A 16415-nucleotide genomic window follows, 5' to 3' on the forward strand; every position below is an offset into this window, starting at 1 on the left:
GCAACGGGCGCGTCATCACAACGCCTCGGCCTCGACGGTGTCGGGCCGCGCGTCGCATGATGCGCCCGCGAGGGCCACGCAGCACCGCGCCAGAATGGCAGTCGGGTCGATCAAGGGCAGACGCTGTGCGTCGATATTCGTCAGTTCGATCAGGGGCAGTTCGGTACAGCCCAGCACGATGACCTCGGCGCCGCACGATTGCAGATGGACAATCGCATCGACCAGGTGCGCCGCGCACGCGCCCCGGGTGAAGCCGGCCTTGACGCCACGCCTGCCGTAGATGGCCTCCATGACACTCGCCTGCACCGCCCCGTCCGGCACGAGCAGTTCGAGCCCGGCGGCTTCGGTCGCGCTTTTGTACACGCCGCTGGCGACCGTTCCCGACGTCGCGAGCAATCCCACCCGCGTCACCGCAGGCAGGGTCTCGCGGATGTAGCGCACGACTTCGGAGAGCATGTTGACGATGGGGATATCCAGATACGGCTGAATACGATCGACATAGGCATGCGCGGTGTTGCAGGGAATGGCGACCGCGTCGGCGCCATCGGCCTTGAGCCGCATGCAGGTCGCGAGCAGCGCAATGGTCGGATCGTCGCCACTACCGATGAGATTGGCGGTACGGTCCGGAATCTGCGGATTCTGCTCGACAACCATCTTGATGTGATCCTGGTCGCGGGTCGCGGCGGTCAGCTTGACCACCTTGTGCATGAAGTCGACCGTTGCCGCGGGGCCGACACCGCCCACCACGCCGAGCTTGAACCCGCGGCGCGGCGCGGCGGCGTCGATCCCCAGTGCGTACTCGGCATACAACAGATTGGCATCGAGTATCGGCACCGGCACCTGCGGGCGAAGCGAATCGATGAGCACCGGGATTTCGGTCATGCCGGGGACGATGATGTCGGCCCCGGCGTCCACCAGATGCAGGCAGGCGTCGAGCAGCAGATGCTGGCATTCGCCACCGTGGTGGCCCGCCCGCAGGCCCCTCGCCCCATAGACCGCCTGCATGACTGTGCTCGCCTGGGTGTCGTCATCCGGGTAGATCACCTGCCCGAACCGCCCCAACTCGCGTTCGAACATGCCAGCGCGCTTGAGGTAGGTCGACGTCAGCACGCCGATCTTGCGTACGCCGACCACCTCGCTCGTGAAGTGCCGGCACAAGGCATCGAACACGCTGACCACCTGGAGACCGACTTCGGGCGTGATCTCGCCCAGAAACGTGTGCGACAGGAAACATGGCACCAGAGCCGTATCGATGCCCCGCGCCTCCATGTCCTTGAGCGCATTGTAGATGTAGAACTTTCGGCGCGTCGGATCATAGCTGCCGTCGGCGACGATCGCTTCTTCGCCGAAGTGTCGCTGCTCGAAGGCGATATCCGTCCCCGACAGGCTCGACATACGCTGGGCGCTCCGGATCATTTTGAGCAGGACGTCGGCGCCACCCAGTGCGCCCAGACCACCGACGATGCCGAAGCGTCGTTTTTTGGGATCGAGAAAGGCGTGATGCACCACGGACTTCATTCCATTCGGGATGATCGGACGCCGGCCGCGCATCGTCGATCGAACGTTCGACGGACGACGGCCGGCTCTTTCGTGACCGCGAAGCCTCAGCCGCCTACGAGGCCACCCGGGCCGGGCCGGCTGCCGGCATCGACGCCTCACCCGCGGCGACCGTGCGCAGGTCGTCTGCGCGCAGAACATGAGCGGTGTCATACACCGCTTGATCGAGTTGCCCCTCGCTGCGGGCCACGAGGCAGCTCACCGCACAATCGCCCGCCACGTTCAACGCCGTGCGTGCCATGTCGAGCACGCGATCGATACCGGCAATGATCGCAATGCCTTCCAGGGGCAGCCCCACCGAGGCCAGCACCAGCGACAACATGATCAAGCCGGCACCGGGGACGCCAGCCGTGCCGACCGAGGCCAGCGTCGCGGTCAGCACGATCGTGAGGTATTGGCCCGAGCTCAGATCGACCCCGTAGGCCTGGGCGATGAACACCGCGCAAACGCCCTGGTACAAGGCGGTGCCGTCCATATTGACGGTCGCGCCCAGCGGCAGGACGAAGCTCGACACGCTTCGCGGCACACCGAGGTTGCGCTCGGCCGCCATCATGGTGACCGGCAAGGTTCCCGAACTGGAGGTGCTGGTGAAGGCCACCATCACCGGTTCGATGCAACCCTGAAAGTAGCGCACCGGATTCAGGCGCGCCATCAGACGGATCAGGCCGCCATAGACCAGCACGGCATGAACCGCACAGCCCAGATAGACCATCCCGATCACTTTCGCCAGCGGCGCCAGTACGTCCATGCCGTAAGTGCCCGCCACCCAGACCATCAGGGCGAACACGCCATACGGAGCAAAGGAAATCACCACCGAAGTCAGCTTGTAGATCACCTCGGCCGCGGATTCGAAAAAGGCGCGCACCGGCTTGGCCGCATCGCCCGCCATCGTGATGGCCACGCCGAAGAAGATGGCGAACACGATGATCTGCAACACATTTCCGCTGACCAGCGCCTCGACCGGATTGGTCGGCACGATACCGAGGAGAATGTCGACCAGATTCGGGGCCTCTTTGGCGGTGACCGCCTGGGCCGAGCCGAGATCGACACCGACCCCGGGTTCAAACACCACCGCCAGTCCAAGTCCGATCGAGATCGCGACCGCCGTCGTCCCGAGATACAGGGCCACGGTCTTGACGCTGAGCCGGCCCATGGTGGAGAGGTTCTGCAGCGAGGCCACCCCGGTCACCAAAGACACGAAGATCAACGGCACGATCAGCATCTTGATGCCACGAATGAACAGATCGCCCAGGGGCTTGACGCTCTTGGCGATGTCCGCATTCCCCGTCTGGTTCAGCAGGACGCCGATGACCAGTCCCACCACGAGGGCGATGAATATCTGCTTCCACAGCTGCATGCCTGTCCAGAACGCAAATGGGCCGCGCGATACAGGCGTGTTTGTCCTTGTCATCCGAGTCTCCTGGCCCGCCCGCCGGTGCAGGGCGAACGGTGTCTGTGGTCAAACGGCGCGACGACCGGCCACACCGTCTCTCTGTCGGGCAGTCGTGCCATGTCGCAGATCTGCCGGTGAGAATCGTTATACGGAGCCCTGTCCGCTTTGCCCAATTCTTCTTTTCGATGCGCCATGCAAAATTTGCATGGCGCCAACCCAGCGGTTTCACACGGTGTAATCTGCGCCCAGTCGCACGGGTTACGCATCGATGAGGGATCTGTATGGAAATGAACTGGCTGGAGGATTTCCTCACCTTGGCCGTCACGCGGAACTTCTCCCGCGCGGCCGAGTTGCGCAACGTCACCCAACCCGCCTTCAGTCGTCGCATCCGCAATCTGGAGTACTGGGTCGGCGCCGTACTGATCGACCGCAGCCTGTTCCCCGTAGGCCTGACGCAAGCCGGCGAATCCTTCCGGAAAACCGCCCAAGAAGCGCTCGACACGCTTCGCGTGGGGCGAGAAGAGGCCCAGGGCCTGGTGCCGCGAGCCGGCGAGGTGGTGTCCATCGCCGCCTCGCACACGATCGCCGTCAGCTTCTTCGGCGACTGGCATGCCGGCCTGCAGTCACGGATCGGTCCGGTCAGGGCGCGGGTCATCGCCGATCATGTCGCCGGCTGCGTGGAGGCGCTGATTTCCGGTTCCTGCGAATTGATGCTCTCGTACAGCAGCCCCGCCGTGCCAAGCCTCAGCGAGATCGGCCGATACCCCTCGACCCCCTTGGCGCGGGATCGCCTGATTCCGGTCAGCGCCCCCGATGGCAACGGCCGCGCCCTGCACGACCTGCGACATGGCCATACGCTGCCCTACCTGTGCTATTCGAGCAACAGCTACCTGGGCCGGGTCGCGGCAGAGGTAATCGAGCGAGAAGACTTGGCGAAGCAGCTCGAATTCAGCTATGAGTGCTCGATGTCCGACGTCCTCAAGCGTGGCGCGCTGGCCGGGGCCGGCATAGCGTGGATCCCCGAACTCGCCGTGCGTGACGAGCTGGCCGCCGGCCTGCTCGTCCAGGCCGGCGCAGACCGACACACCGCGCCTCTGACGATCACACTGTTTAGGCAATCGATGCCCGCCTGCAGCGAGGTCGAACGCATCTGGGCTGCCTGCGCCCCGGATGCCGTCGCGCCGGATGCATCGCCGGCATAGCGTCGCACCGAGGTGACCGGGCGCGTGGCGCGCGAGGGCGGTGCGAATATTGTCAGCATCGCCCTCGCGCACTGTCCGCGCCTCGCTGAGTTCACCCCAACGAAAAAAGCCACCCGCAGTTTCCTGCGGATGGCTTCAATACAACCCACAGGTCGGTCTACACCGACCCGTTCAGGTCTGCGACTTACACCGCGACGGTATCCGCCACGCTCTTGAACTCTTCGATCTGGTCGAAGTTCATGTAGCGATAGACGTCGGCCGCCTTGGCTTCGAGCGACTGGACTTGCGCCAGGTACTCGGTGGCCGTCGGGATCTTGCCGGTAAGGGCGCACACCGCGGCCAGTTCGGCGGAGCCGAGGTAGACCTGGGTGTCGATACCGAGACGGTTGGGGAAGTTGCGGGTCGAGGTCGACATGGCGGTCGAGCCCTTGCGGATCTGTGCCTGGTTGCCCATGCACAGCGAGCAGCCCGGCATTTCCATGCGGGCGCCGGACTTGCCGAGGATGGAGTAGTAGCCTTCCTCGTTGAGGATCATGGCGTCCATCTTGGTCGGCGGGGCGATCCACAGGCGGGTCGGGATGTCGCTCTTGCCTTCGAGCACCTTGCCGGCGGCACGGAAGTGGCCGATGTTGGTCATGCACGAGCCGATGAACACTTCGTCGATCTTGGCGCCGGCGACTTCGGACAGCGTTTTCACGTCATCCGGATCGTTCGGGCAGGCGACGATCGGCTCCTTGATGTCGGCCAGGTCGATGTCGATGACGGCCGCGTACTCGGCGTCGGCATCGCCCGACAGCAGTTCGCCGTTGGCAATCCATGCTTCCATGGCCTTGATGCGACGGCCGAGGGTGCGGGCATCCTGGTAGCCGTTGGCGATCATCCACTTCATCAGCGTGATGTTCGAGTTCATGTACTCGACGATCGGCGCCTTGTTGAGGTGCACCGTGCAGCCGGCGGCGGAGCGCTCGGCCGAGGCGTCGGTCAGCTCGAAGGCCTGTTCGACCTTGAGATCCGGCAGACCTTCGATCTCGAGGATGCGGCCGGAGAAGATGTTCTTCTTGCCTTTCTTCTCGACCGTCAGCAGGCCGGCCTTGATGGCGTACAGGGGGATGGCGTTGACCAGGTCACGCAGGGTGACGCCGGGCTGCATCTTGCCCTTGAAGCGCACCAGCACGGATTCGGGCATGTCCAGCGGCATTACGCCGGTGGCGGCGGCAAAAGCCACCAGGCCGGAGCCGGCCGGGAAGGAGATGCCGATCGGGAAGCGGGTGTGCGAGTCGCCACCGGTGCCGACGGTGTCGGGCAGCAGCAGGCGGTTGAGCCAGGAGTGGATCACGCCGTCGCCCGGGCGCAGCGAGACGCCGCCGCGGGTGCTGATGAAGCTCGGCAGCTCGCGGTGCATCTTGACGTCGACCAGCTTCGGGTAGGCGGCGGTGTGGCAGAAGGACTGCATCACCAGGTCGGCCGAGAAGCCGAGGCAGGCGAGGTCTTTGAGCTCGTCGCGGGTCATCGGGCCGGTGGTGTCCTGGGAGCCGACGGTGGTCATCTTGGGCTCGCAGTAGGTGCCCGGGCGCACGCCCTGGCCTTCGGGCAGACCGCAGGCGCGGCCCACCATCTTCTGTGCCAGCGAGAAACCCTTGCCCGAATCGGCCGGATCCTGCGGCAGGCGGAACAGGGTCGACACCGGCAGGCCCAGCGCTTCGCGCGCCTTGGCGGTCAGGCCGCGGCCGATGATCAGCGGAATGCGACCACCAGCGCGCACTTCGTCGAGGATGACCGGGGTCTTGAGCGCGGCTTCGGCGATCTTCTCGCCGTTCTTGAAGGCGGTGACCACGGCGGTGGCCTGGTCGACCTTCAGCTCGACTTCGTCACCCATGTTCATTTCGCCGCAATCGATCTCGATCGGCAGCGCGCCAGCATCTTCCATGGTGTTGAAGAAGATCGGGGCGATCTTGGAGCCCAGGCACACGCCGCCGAAGCGCTTGTTCGGCACGAAGGGGATGTCTTCGCCGGTGAACCACAGCACCGAGTTGGTGGCGGACTTGCGCGAGGAACCGGTGCCGACCACGTCGCCGACGTAGGCCACCAGGTTGCCCTTGGCGCGCAGGTCTTCGAGGAACTTGACCGGGCCACGCACGCCGGCTTCTTCCGGCTCGATGCCCGGGCGCGGGTTCTTCAGCATGGCCAGCGCATGCAGCGGGATGTCGGGGCGGGACCAGGCGTCCGGCGCCGGCGACAGGTCGTCGGTGTTGGTTTCGCCGGTGACCTTGAACACGGTGATCTTCATCGAGGCCGGCACTTCGGGGCGGCTGGTGAACCACTCGGCATCGGCCCAGGACTGCATCACCTCCTTGGCGTTGGCGCTGCCCTTGGCGGCCAGTTCCTTGACATCATGGAAGTAGTCGAACATCAGCAGGGTCTTTTTCAGGCCCCCGGCAGCGATGGTGCCGACCTCGGTATCATCCAGCAGGTCGATCATCGGCTTGATGTTGAAACCGCCGAGCATGGTGCCCAGCAATTCGGTGGCCTTGGCGCGCGACACCAAACCACAGGCCAGTTCGCCCTTGGCGACCTTGGCCAGGAACTCGGCCTTGACCTTGGCGGCGTCATCGACACCGGCCGGCACGCGGTGGGTCAGGAGGTCCACCAGAAACGCTTCTTCGCCGGCGGGCGGGTTCTGAAGCAGTTGAACCAGTTCTTCGGTCTGCGGCTTGTCCAGCGGCAGAGCGGGAATGCCAAGCGCCTCGCGCTCGGCGACATGCTGACGATAGGCTTGTAGCACGGCGACATCCTTCCTGTTACACGGTGGCAGGGCACCCCGGAGCGAGGGCTCCGAGGCAAACGGGCGAATTATATATCTTTTATAAGACTTAGTTTGGGCGAGGCGACTTACGGCGCCCTTACGCACCCGCAGCATTGTACGCTTCTTGCTGCAGTGCGTAACGGGAGGGGGAACACAGACGCCCTCTCCAGCCGGTCTACTGCCGATGTAGCGCCCTCACCGCCCGGCGTCCGCCGGGCCCGATTCGCCGCCAAGCACGCTGCCCACCTTCAAGGTGGTGCCGCCGGGCATCGGCATCCTGCGTCGGGTCAATCTCGCGCAGCTGTTCCCCGGCAGCACTCGAACGGCGACGATCAGCACGACCCCGACACGCCGAGTCGGCACCGACTCGCACACCGCCATGATCAACGGCGTAGCGATATCGAAGCCGAGGCGGCGATGCACGGCCAGCCGGTGTACCTCCTCACGCAGGAGGTGATCGGTATCGGACTAACCGGCGCCCTGCCCGAGGGCAGCACGACCACCGATCTGGTGCATACCGGGCCGAAATGCTGCGCCGCGAAAACGGGGTCAGCACCTTCGTCGCGTTCGTCGGCGGGGCATCACCGGCCTGTCGGTCATCGACCAAGCCGGATGAGAGCCTGGCGCAGCGCCGCTCAGCGCGAGCGTTCGGCCAGGCGCTCGGCGAAACCGGTCAACCAGCGCGGTCGGGCGCTCAGGGTGAAGGCAACAGCCGTGGCGCAGGCGCTCAGCAGCAAGATGCCGAGCAGGCTGCCGAAACCGCCGCCGTCGCGCCACAGCACCAGCGCGAAGCTGCCGGCAATGGCCAGCGCGCCCACCCGCCGGAGCGCTCGGCACCGCGCCGGCGGCAACGCGGCATCGCCCGCCAGCTCGCGCCAGTGCCGGGCCATCGACACCGCCAGCAGGCCGAAGCCGGCATAGCCGGCCAGGCAGGCCGCCAGCAGCAGTGCCTCAGCCATGATCGGCGCCGGCCACGGCGCTCGCCGCCGAGGCGGGCTGCCGGCCGCCGCGGCGGGCCACGCCCCACGCAAGGGCGGCGGTCAGCAGCAGCACGCCGTCCACGCCCGCCACCGCCCACTGCCCGCCGGCCATGGCCGCCAGCGGATGCATGCCGGTCGTGAGCGCATTGAGCACGACGGCGACCGCGGCCGCCACGCCGATAGCGCGGCTTTGCACCCGCCAGGCGCCCTCGGGGCGCAGCCCTGCATGGCAGAAGCCGAGTACCCACACCGCGAAAAACACCTGCATCTCCAGCGCCGCCCGCGCCGCCCCATCGCCGGGCAACACCCGGTTGGCGATCAGGAAGGCCAGCGTGGCGAGAATGGTGCCCGTCGTGCCGCCAACGGTCAGCGCATCGACCAGGCGCATCCCCACCCCGCCCGCGCGGCGCCGACGCGCCGCCAGCCAGAACAGCAGGCCGGAGGCGATCATCACGCAGCCGGCCAGGCCGGCCACGAAGTACAGCGCACGCAGCAGGCCGTGGCGGAACTGGATGAAGTGCAGGCCGGCGATGAAGCGCTGCACGGCCATCACCGGCTGGGCCTTGTGCCGGTGCAGCAGCCGGCCGCTGGCGCCGTCGAACACGAGCCGGTCGACGTTCATCGGGATGCCCTCGGCCACGCTGCGGCGCAGCTCGACATAGGCGGCGGCATCGCCGGGATGCCAGACGCGGACGAAATACGCCTCCCTGCCCTGCCAAGTATCTCGCGCCGTGGCAAGCATCGCGTCGAGCGAGGCGAGCTGCCCGGGCTGGCCGCTGGCGGGCCGCTGCCAGGTGCCGAAGGCGTCGCGATCGAAGGCCGCGCGCGGCGCCACCGCGGCCCCGGCGTAGGCCATCTGGTAGGCCGAGGGGAAATAGATGGCGAAAAAGATGATCAGCCCCGACAACGTGATGACAAAGTGAAACGGCAAGGCCAGCACGCCGCTGAGGTTGTGCACATCGAGCGTGGCGCGCGGCAGGGCGCGCCGGGGGCGGAAGGTGAAGAAGTCGCTGAAGATGCGCCGATGGACGATCACCCCCGAGACCAGCAGCACCAGCATCGCCATACCGGCCACGCCGACCAGCCAGTAGCCGATGTCGGCAAAGCGCAGGTGCAGGCGGAAATGGAAGGGGAAGAAAAAGCCACTCGCCCCCAGGCTGCCGGCCTCGGGCAGCAGCGCGCCGCTGGCCGGATCGATATGGCGGCGCACCGGCTCGCCCTGGGCATCGGTGTAGCGCAGCTCGATCGCAGGAACGCGTGCACTCGGCAGGACGATGGTCCATGGCGAAGCTCCGCCGGCCAGACGCGCCGCCACGGGCAACACGGTGGCATCCAGCGACGGCGGCCCGCTGGGCGCCGGCAGCCGGGTGGCCGGCATCATCCAACGGTCGATCTCGCGGTCGAACACCGACAGGCTGCCCATCCAGAAGATGACGAAGAGCAGCGTACCCACGCACACCCCGGCCCAGGTGTGGAGCCCGACCATGGCGTGGCGCCAACGCGGCGTCATCTCAACCGGCCACCGGCAGGCGGGCGGCCAGCGACAGCGCCCAGCTCACGGCCGCGCCGCCGATCAGCCCGGCCCACACCCACCACAAGCGCGGCTCGACCGCAGCCCACAGCAGCGCGAGCAGATAGATGACGAAGCCGAGCATGGCGGCCAGCACCACGGCCTCGCTGCGCGCCATGCCGAAGATGGCGGGCAGCGCCACCGCGACCAGCGCCACCACACTGGCGGTGAAGGCATAGCCCGCCCCCACCGCTGCCAGCACTCGCGAGACGATCAGGCCTGCGCGCCTCGTCATGGCTCAGAAATCGACCCGGTAGCCGATCGCCAGCGTCCGCCCGCGGCCCTTGAAGTAGCGCTCGTCGCGGGTGGTCGAGTCGGCGCTCTGGCCGTAGTAGGTCACATAGTCTTCGTTGAGCAGGTTCTCCACGCCGACGCTCACCTGCCCTTCGCTCAGGCGGTAGGTCACCGAGGCATCGAGCAGGCTGTAGCCGTCGAAATCGAGCGACGCCTTGTCGAAGCTGCGGTCGAAGAAGTGGTTCGCCTGCACCAGGGTGTCGAGGCGGTCGCTCCAGCGCGCCTGCCAGCCCAGCGTGAGGCGGTTGGGCGAGATGTTGGCGCCGTCCAGATCGGTGTCGACCTTGCCGTCGCCGTCGGTGTCGGAGCGGCCCGTCAGGCGCGCATAGCCGGCGCTCAGGCGATGGTCGTCGTTCAGGCGCCAGCCGGCGCTGGCCTCGACGCCGCTGATCTCGGTCCGTTCGCGCCGCACCTGGTACACCCCGCCGACGTTCTGCAGGCGAGAGCCCAGATCGGCGTCGGACTCGAAGTAGCTGGCTTCAAGGTCGAACGGGCCGTGCGCCAGGCGCACGCCGATCTCGCGGTTGTCGGTGACGATGGGTTGCAGGTCGAGGAAGTCGTCCACCCGTAGCCCCGGCTGGTTGATGCCGCGCAGCACCCGGCCGACGTCCGGCATGCCGAAGCCCTCCGAGTAGTTGGCGAACACCTGCGCCCAGTCGGTGGCCTGGACGACGACGCCGGCGTTGAACAGCGTCTCCTGGAAGCTGGGCTCGCCGCCAGCCACCGTCACGCCGTTGGCCGTGGCGACGGTGCGGAAGGTGTCGACCTGCAGCTTGGCGTATTCGCGGCGCACGCCGGCCTGCAGCTTGAGCTGCTCGATGGGGCGCAGCTCAGCCTGCAGGAAAGGGGCGAAGTTGCGGAACTGCGTCTCGGGCACCCACTCGCGGTCGGTGGCGATCAGCATCTGGCGGGTGGTGTCCTGCAACATGTCGAAGCCGCCGGTGAGCGTGAGCCGGTTGGAGAACAGGTCGTGCCGGCTGAGCGTGAACTTGGCACCGAGCTTGTCGGATTCATTCTGCGACTGGTCGAACAAGGTGCCCACCGGCGCCAGGCTGGCGTCCTGAAAGGTGGCGAAGGTGCCACCGCCGAAGCGGGCGCGGAAGCGCTGCGAGTAGAGCTGCACGGCCAGCTCGCTGCCGGCCAGGTTGCCGTGCTTGTATGCCAGGCTGGCGGTGGTCACCTCGTTCTGCGGCGCCTTGCCGGCCGGCGGCGTGCCACGCCGCGAGGTGGCCGGAATGCCGGCATCGGCGTCGCCCGGCACATTGGTGTAGTCGTTGTTGCCCTTGAGCATGAAGCGGTTGAGGCTGAAGGCGAGGTTCTGGTCGTCATCGAACCAGTAGCCAAGTTTGAGCAGGATGTCATGGCTGACCGAATCCATGATGTCGCCCTGGGTGTTGTCCACCCCGATCGGCTGGCCCTTCCCGTCGTAGAACAGGCCGTGGGTCTGGTAACTGGCGCCGGCGAGGAATTCCCAGCCGTCCTTCATGCCCTCGACACGGTAGTCGAGCTTGTAGCCCAACCCGTCGGACACCGAATCGGTCGGCCCGGTGAAACGGATGCCGGCATGCTGGCGCAGCGTCTCGCTGCGGGTGCGGCGAGTCACGAAGTTGATGATCCCGCCGGTAGCGCCCAGGCCATGCTCGGCGCTGGCGCCGTGAATGATCTCGATGCGCTCGACCATCGACAGATCGATGGTGTAGCCATCGCGCGAGCTGTCGCGCAGCGGGTTGGACTGCGGGATGCCGTCGATCATGAACAGCGGGTTGCGGCCGCGGAAGGTCTCCCCGGCGTTGGACAGCTTCTGCCGGCTCGGTGAGTAGGACGGCAGCAGATTGCTCAGCACCTGCGCCTGGTCCGACGAGATGGCCAGCTGGCGCTCGATCTGCTCGCGCGAGATGACGGTGATCTTCTGCGCCGTCTCGCCCGCCACGCCGCCCGAACGGGTGGCACTGACGGTGACGCTGTCGAGCTCGGTCGGCCGCGGTTCGGCGGCGGCCGGCAGCGCCAGCATCGCCCCGACGAGGGCCGTCACGGCTGGTAGGCGGTTGGTGGGGGTGGGACGGGAAATACGCAGCATCGGTCACTCTCCATGTCAATCGTGGTTCGAATCCATGGCTGGCGAAGAGCGGTGCTCGTGGCTGGCTGCGGAAAGCCGGGTCGATCCGTGCGCGGCATGTCGGCAACGGTTCCGGCGGCTTGGGTGGGTTTCCGGCGAGAGGTCGCGCAGACGAAACCAAGCGAAGGGCAGAATTTTAATTGATAACCATTCTCAACTACAACCAATTTCGTAGCTCGATCCCACCGCCCGGCCACTTCCCGGTGACGAACAAGGGCGCTACCGTGCACCCGCATGAAAACCCGAACCCGCCCCTGCCCCTGCGGCCGCCCGGCCACCTATGCAGCCTGCTGCGGCCGTCTGATCGCCGGCGACACCGTCGCCGCGGATGCCGAATCCCTGATGCGTTCGCGCTACAGCGCCTACTGCCAGGGAGAGGCCGACTATCTGCGCGCCACCTGGCACCCCTCGACACGCCCCGAAACGCTGGATCTGACCGACGGGCCGCGCTGGACCGGCCTGAGCGTCGAATCGGCCGTCGCCACCGGCCCGACAACGGCCACGGTCGAGTTCGTGGCGCGCTACCGCAGCGGCGGCCGCCCGGGGCAGATTCACGAACGCAGTCGCTTCGTCCATGAAGACGGGCGCTGGTTCTATGTCGACGGCGATATCCTGGGCGACTGACAGCGCCCCGCCGCGCTGCCTATAATCAGGCTTCCAGTCTTTCGCCGCCCCGGAGCGCCCGCGCATGAATCTCGAGAAGGTCATCTTCGGCTTCTTCATCGTCCTTGCCGCCACGCTCAACTTCGGCTTCTTCGTGGGCGATCTCGACAACCCCGCCCACCACGACATCTACGAGCTGTTCGCCGCCATCGTGGTGAACCTCATCGCCACCGTGCTCAAGTTCGGCGACCGCACGCAGATCGGCGCGGTGCATCTGTCCACCTCGCTGGTGGCCGACCTGCAGCTGATCGCGGCGGCCATGGTGTGGGGCTACGGGGCGCATGTGCTGGGCACGGGCATGACACCGGACATCACCGCCAAGGTGGTGTCGCTGTCGGGCGGCGCGCTGTTCGCCAACATCGTATCGGTGATCATCCTGATCGCCGAGACCATCATGCAGCGTCGATGACGCCGGCCGGCCACCAGAGCACGCTGTTTCTCGCCCTGCGGCGGCTGCGCGCGCCGCTGCTCACGCTCATCGTCATCTTCTCGGTATCGGTCCTGGGGCTCACCCTGGTGCCGGGGATCGACGGCGAACGGATGAGCTTCTTCCACGCCTTCTACTTCATCAGCTACACGGCCACCACCATCGGGTTCGGCGAAGTGCCCGAGGTGTTCTCCGAGCAGCAGCGGCTGTGGGTGACGATCTGCATCTACATGGCGGTGGTCGGCTGGGCCTACACCATCGGCTCGGTGTTTGCGCTGTTGCAGAACCAGACCTTCCGCAACGCCGTCGACACCGCGCACTTCGCCCGCCAGGTGCGCCGCATCCACGAACCCTTCTATCTGGTCTGCGGATACGGTGAAACCGGCCGCCTGGTGTGCAAGGCGCTCGACCGGCTCGGCGAGCGGGCGGTGGTGGTCGAGCATGACCCGGTCAAGGCCAGCGAGCAGGAGCTGCATGGCTATGTGACCGACATCCCCTGCCTGACCGCCGATGCGCGCCTACCCGAGACGCTACGCTTTGCCGGCCTGACCAACCGGAATTGCCGCGGCGTGCTGGCCCTGACCGACGACGACAACGCCAACCTGGCCATCGCCATCTCGGCGCGCCTGCTGGCGCCCAAGCTGCCCGCCATGTGCCGCGCCAGCTCGGCCGACGTGGCGGCCAACATGGCCTCCTTCGGCACCCGCCACATCATCAACCCCTTCGCCAAGTTCGCCGAATACCTGGCGCTGGCGCTGCATGCGCCCAACACTTACCACCTGCTCACCTGGCTGACCGGCCTGCCCGGCACCGCCGTCGAACGCCATCGCGACCCGCCGCTCGGCAAGTGGGTGCTATGCGGCTACGGCGGCTTCGGCAAGATCCTGGTCGAGGCCTTCGACCAGGAAGGCGTGCCGGTGATCATCATCGACCGCGAGGCGCCCGACGGCCACGGCCACCGCGTGGTGCGCGGCGACGCCACCGGTGCCGCCACGCTGGAGCGGGCCAACATCCAACAGGCGGTGGGCATCGTCGCCAGCACCGGCAACGACATCGACAACCTGTCGATCGCCGTCACCGCCCGCGAGTTGAATCCCGACCTGTTCGTGATCCTGCGCATGAACGCCTATGCCAACCATGCGCTGTTCGACGCCTTCGACTCCGACGTCACCGTGGTGCCCAGCGAGATCATCGGCAACGAATGCCTGGCGGTGCTCACCACCCCGCTGCTCGAACCCTTCCTGCAGGAAATCGCCACCCGCGACGACGCCTGGTCCGCCGCCCTACTCGACACCCTCACCACGCGCTTCGGCTGGAACGTGCCGTCCGTCTGGAGCGTACGCCTCAACCTCCAGCGCGCACCGGCGCTCTACCGGCACCTGATGCGCAACAGCCGCGCCGTGCGGCTCGGGGATCTGATGCGCGACCCACACAATCGGGCGCAGGAACTGGCCGCCGCGGTGCTCTACCTGCATCGGGATGACGACGATCATGTCGTCCTGCCCACCGCCGATGCGCTCGTCCGCCCGGGCGATCGCCTGCTGCTGGTCGGCCAACCCGGTTCGCGGGCCGACTTTACGCTCACCGTCAGCAACGAACACACCCTCGACTATGTCTTGACCGGTGCCGACCGGCCGGGTGGCTGGGTGTGGGAGTGGTTAGCCCAGCGGCGACGGCGGATCTCCGGCATCGGCTGAGGGCGGGCGGATCGCCGCCAGGATGTCGGCCGGCGTCACCGGCTTGAGCAGCAGCGCGTCGAAGCCCGACGCCTGCAGCGGCTCGTTCACGGAATCCATGCCATAGGCGGTGTAGGCCACGATCCGCAGCGCATCGCCACCCGCGCGGGCGCGCAGTTGCCGGCAGACCTCGTAACCGCTCATGTCGGGCATGGTCAGATCCAGCAGCACCACATCGACCGTCTCGCGCGCGGCGATCGCCAACGCATCGGTGCCGTTCGCCGCCTCGATCACCACATGGCCGACGCGCCCCAGCACCACGGCCGGCAATTTCCGGTTCACATAGTCGTCATCCACGATCAGGATTCGCATGGCATCTCGCCCACCGTCAGTGAGTACATGCGGCAGTGTGCCTCAATCTTGGGTCGATGCGCTTGCCGCGCCGCCGCAAATCGCTATGATGGGCCGCCATGAAGCCACCACCGCCCGCCGCAGACCTGAGCGCAGACGCCATCGACCAGCGTCTGGGCGACGCCTTTGGGCACGGTGCGCTCCACCCCATCGCCACCGAAAAAACCTGGCTGGACGACCACGGCCTGCCCTTCGTCGTCAAATGGATGGCCGCCCCGCCCGCCGCGGGGCATCGCCACAAGCCGTCGCGCTCGGATCACCACAACCCGTTTCTGCCCCCCGAGCCGATGCTGACGCTGGGCGCCCTCGGCCCACATCATCAGGTCCTGCTCAACAAGTATCCCGTGATGGCCCGCCACCTGCTGGTGGTGACCGAGCATTTCGAAAGACAGACCGCGCCGATCACCGACGCCGACTTCGCCGCCCTCGGCGCCATCCTGGCCGTGCATGGCGGGCTCGGTTTCTACAATGCCGGCGAGCGCGCCGGCGCCAGTCAGGACCACAAACACCTGCAGTGGATCCCCGACCTGCCGCCGCTGGCCCAGGTGCTGCCCGAGGCCCTGGCCGATGGGCCTGGGCGCTTCGCCTTTCGCCATGCCTACGCGCCGCTGCCGACCCGCACCTGGCAGGCGCCTTCGCCCGGCGCCGATCTGGGCGCCTGCTACCGCGCCTTGCTGGCGCAACTGGCCATCGACAACGCCGACGAGCTGCCGCCCTACAACCTGCTGATGACGCGCGACTGGATGTGGCTGATCCCGCGCCGCGCAGAGCGCTGGCAGCAGATGTCGGTCAACGCCCTCGGTTTTGCCGGCTCGTTCTTCGTCAAATCGCGCGACGCCCTGCCCGCCCTGATGGCGGCCGGCCCGCTCGCCATTCTCGGCGCAGTCGCCGAGCCGGCCTGATCAGGCCGCGCGCGGAAACCCGAGCGGTTCGATCGGCGGCAGGCCGATCAGCGCACGCAACTCGTCGCACTTCGGATTCGGTGTGCCGTCGTCGAAGAACACCGGAAACTCCCGACAGGGCGTGGGCCGGTTCTCGTAGATGCTGCACGACACCGCCTTGCCAACCTCGCCCTCGAGCGCGCTGCAACGGCGCGGCAGCTGGTTGCTGCCTTTCATGCAACTCATGTGGTGATTGAGTTTCTCGGTCATGTGGGCCGGCACGAAGCCGCCCGGGGCGTCGTCCGCCTCGGCCCAATAGAAAGAGATACGGAAATGGGTGCAGCAGATGCCGCACTCAAGACACGGATTCGGGTCGCTCATGTCGTCCAACACACGCTAGTGAAACGCCGGCATGCACACCCTGTGCATGCCGCCGAATCGA

At 66.9% G+C, this 16415-nt stretch carries 14 protein-coding genes; 5 read left to right on the forward strand and 9 right to left on the reverse strand.

All coding sequences use genetic code 11. The annotated features are described in order from the left end of the window. Window positions 1-15: 15 nt before the first annotated feature. Window positions 16-1698, reverse strand: a complete 1683-nt coding sequence (cuyB, locus tag I8J34_RS06480; protein ID WP_230411735.1) for a cysteate racemase — start codon at window positions 1696-1698, stop codon at window positions 16-18. Further along, window positions 1613-2968: a dicarboxylate/amino acid:cation symporter gene (locus tag I8J34_RS06485; RefSeq protein WP_214360572.1), complete on the reverse strand. Its 1356-nt coding sequence runs from the start codon at window positions 2966-2968 to the stop codon at window positions 1613-1615. Before I8J34_RS06485 ends, cuyB begins: the two co-directional genes overlap by 86 nt. 263 nt (window positions 2969-3231) lie before the next feature. Between I8J34_RS06485 and I8J34_RS06490 the strand changes: the two genes are divergently transcribed. Further along, complete coding sequence (locus I8J34_RS06490; RefSeq protein WP_214360573.1) at window positions 3232-4152, forward strand: LysR substrate-binding domain-containing protein; 921 nt, start codon at window positions 3232-3234, stop codon at window positions 4150-4152. Window positions 4153-4336: 184 nt separating this feature from the next. On the opposite strand, the gene acnB is transcribed toward I8J34_RS06490, so the two are convergent. The 5 genes from acnB to I8J34_RS06520 all read right to left on the reverse strand — a co-directional run bounded on the left by acnB (window position 4337) and on the right by I8J34_RS06520 (window position 11876). Beyond that, window positions 4337-6934 (reverse strand): bifunctional aconitate hydratase 2/2-methylisocitrate dehydratase, encoded by a 2598-nt coding sequence (gene acnB, locus I8J34_RS06495; protein WP_214360574.1) that lies wholly within the window; start codon window positions 6932-6934, stop codon window positions 4337-4339. 656 nt (window positions 6935-7590) lie between these two features. Further along, the gene (locus I8J34_RS06505) at window positions 7591-7914 is read right to left on the reverse strand and encodes a DUF3325 family protein (protein ID WP_214360575.1); all 324 of its coding nucleotides are present in this window, start codon (window positions 7912-7914) and stop codon (window positions 7591-7593) included. Beyond that, complete coding sequence (locus I8J34_RS06510) at window positions 7907-9445, reverse strand: PepSY-associated TM helix domain-containing protein (protein ID WP_214360576.1); 1539 nt, start codon at window positions 9443-9445, stop codon at window positions 7907-7909. Before I8J34_RS06510 ends, I8J34_RS06505 begins: the two co-directional genes overlap by 8 nt. Before the next feature lies 1 nt (window position 9446). Further along, window positions 9447-9740 carry an iron transporter gene (locus I8J34_RS06515; RefSeq protein WP_214360577.1) on the reverse strand — a complete coding sequence of 98 codons (294 nt, stop codon included), beginning with the start codon at window positions 9738-9740 and terminating at the stop codon, window positions 9447-9449. A 3-nt stretch (window positions 9741-9743) separates the two neighbouring features. After that, a complete protein-coding gene (locus tag I8J34_RS06520; RefSeq protein ID WP_214360578.1) occupies window positions 9744-11876 on the reverse strand; it encodes a TonB-dependent receptor in 2133 nt (710 codons plus the stop codon). 273 nt (window positions 11877-12149) lie between these two features. On the opposite strand from I8J34_RS06520, the gene I8J34_RS06525 reads away from it, so the two are divergent. The 3 genes from I8J34_RS06525 (at window position 12150) to I8J34_RS06535 (ending at window position 14702) form a co-directional block, all read left to right on the forward strand. After that, on the forward strand, window positions 12150-12539 hold the full coding sequence (locus I8J34_RS06525; RefSeq protein ID WP_214360579.1) for a YchJ family protein: 390 nt from the start codon (window positions 12150-12152) through the stop codon (window positions 12537-12539). A 64-nt stretch (window positions 12540-12603) separates the two neighbouring features. Then, complete coding sequence (locus tag I8J34_RS06530; protein WP_214360580.1) at window positions 12604-12987, forward strand: DUF6394 family protein; 384 nt, start codon at window positions 12604-12606, stop codon at window positions 12985-12987. Then, window positions 12984-14702: a potassium channel family protein gene (locus tag I8J34_RS06535; RefSeq protein WP_214360581.1), complete on the forward strand. Its 1719-nt coding sequence runs from the start codon at window positions 12984-12986 to the stop codon at window positions 14700-14702. The genes I8J34_RS06530 and I8J34_RS06535 overlap by 4 nt, the downstream gene beginning before the upstream one ends. Here I8J34_RS06535 and I8J34_RS06540 read toward each other — a convergent pair. Then, entirely contained in the window at window positions 14664-15053 is a 390-nt protein-coding gene (locus I8J34_RS06540; RefSeq protein ID WP_214360582.1) for a response regulator, read from the reverse strand. The two genes, I8J34_RS06535 and I8J34_RS06540, sit on opposite strands and share 39 nt — an antisense overlap. 98 nt (window positions 15054-15151) lie before the next feature. On the opposite strand from I8J34_RS06540, the gene I8J34_RS06545 reads away from it, so the two are divergent. Further along, on the forward strand, window positions 15152-15994 hold the full coding sequence (locus I8J34_RS06545) for a DUF4922 domain-containing protein (protein ID WP_214360583.1): 843 nt from the start codon (window positions 15152-15154) through the stop codon (window positions 15992-15994). Here the strand turns inward: I8J34_RS06545 and I8J34_RS06550 are convergent, their stop codons facing one another. Further along, complete coding sequence (locus I8J34_RS06550; protein ID WP_214360584.1) at window positions 15995-16354, reverse strand: YkgJ family cysteine cluster protein; 360 nt, start codon at window positions 16352-16354, stop codon at window positions 15995-15997. It abuts the gene before it with no gap. Between the last annotated feature and the right edge of the window lie 61 nt (window positions 16355-16415).

It is taken from the genome of Denitromonas iodatirespirans, from assembly GCF_018524365.1.
Classification (GTDB): domain Bacteria; phylum Pseudomonadota; class Gammaproteobacteria; order Burkholderiales; family Rhodocyclaceae; genus Nitrogeniibacter; species Nitrogeniibacter iodatirespirans.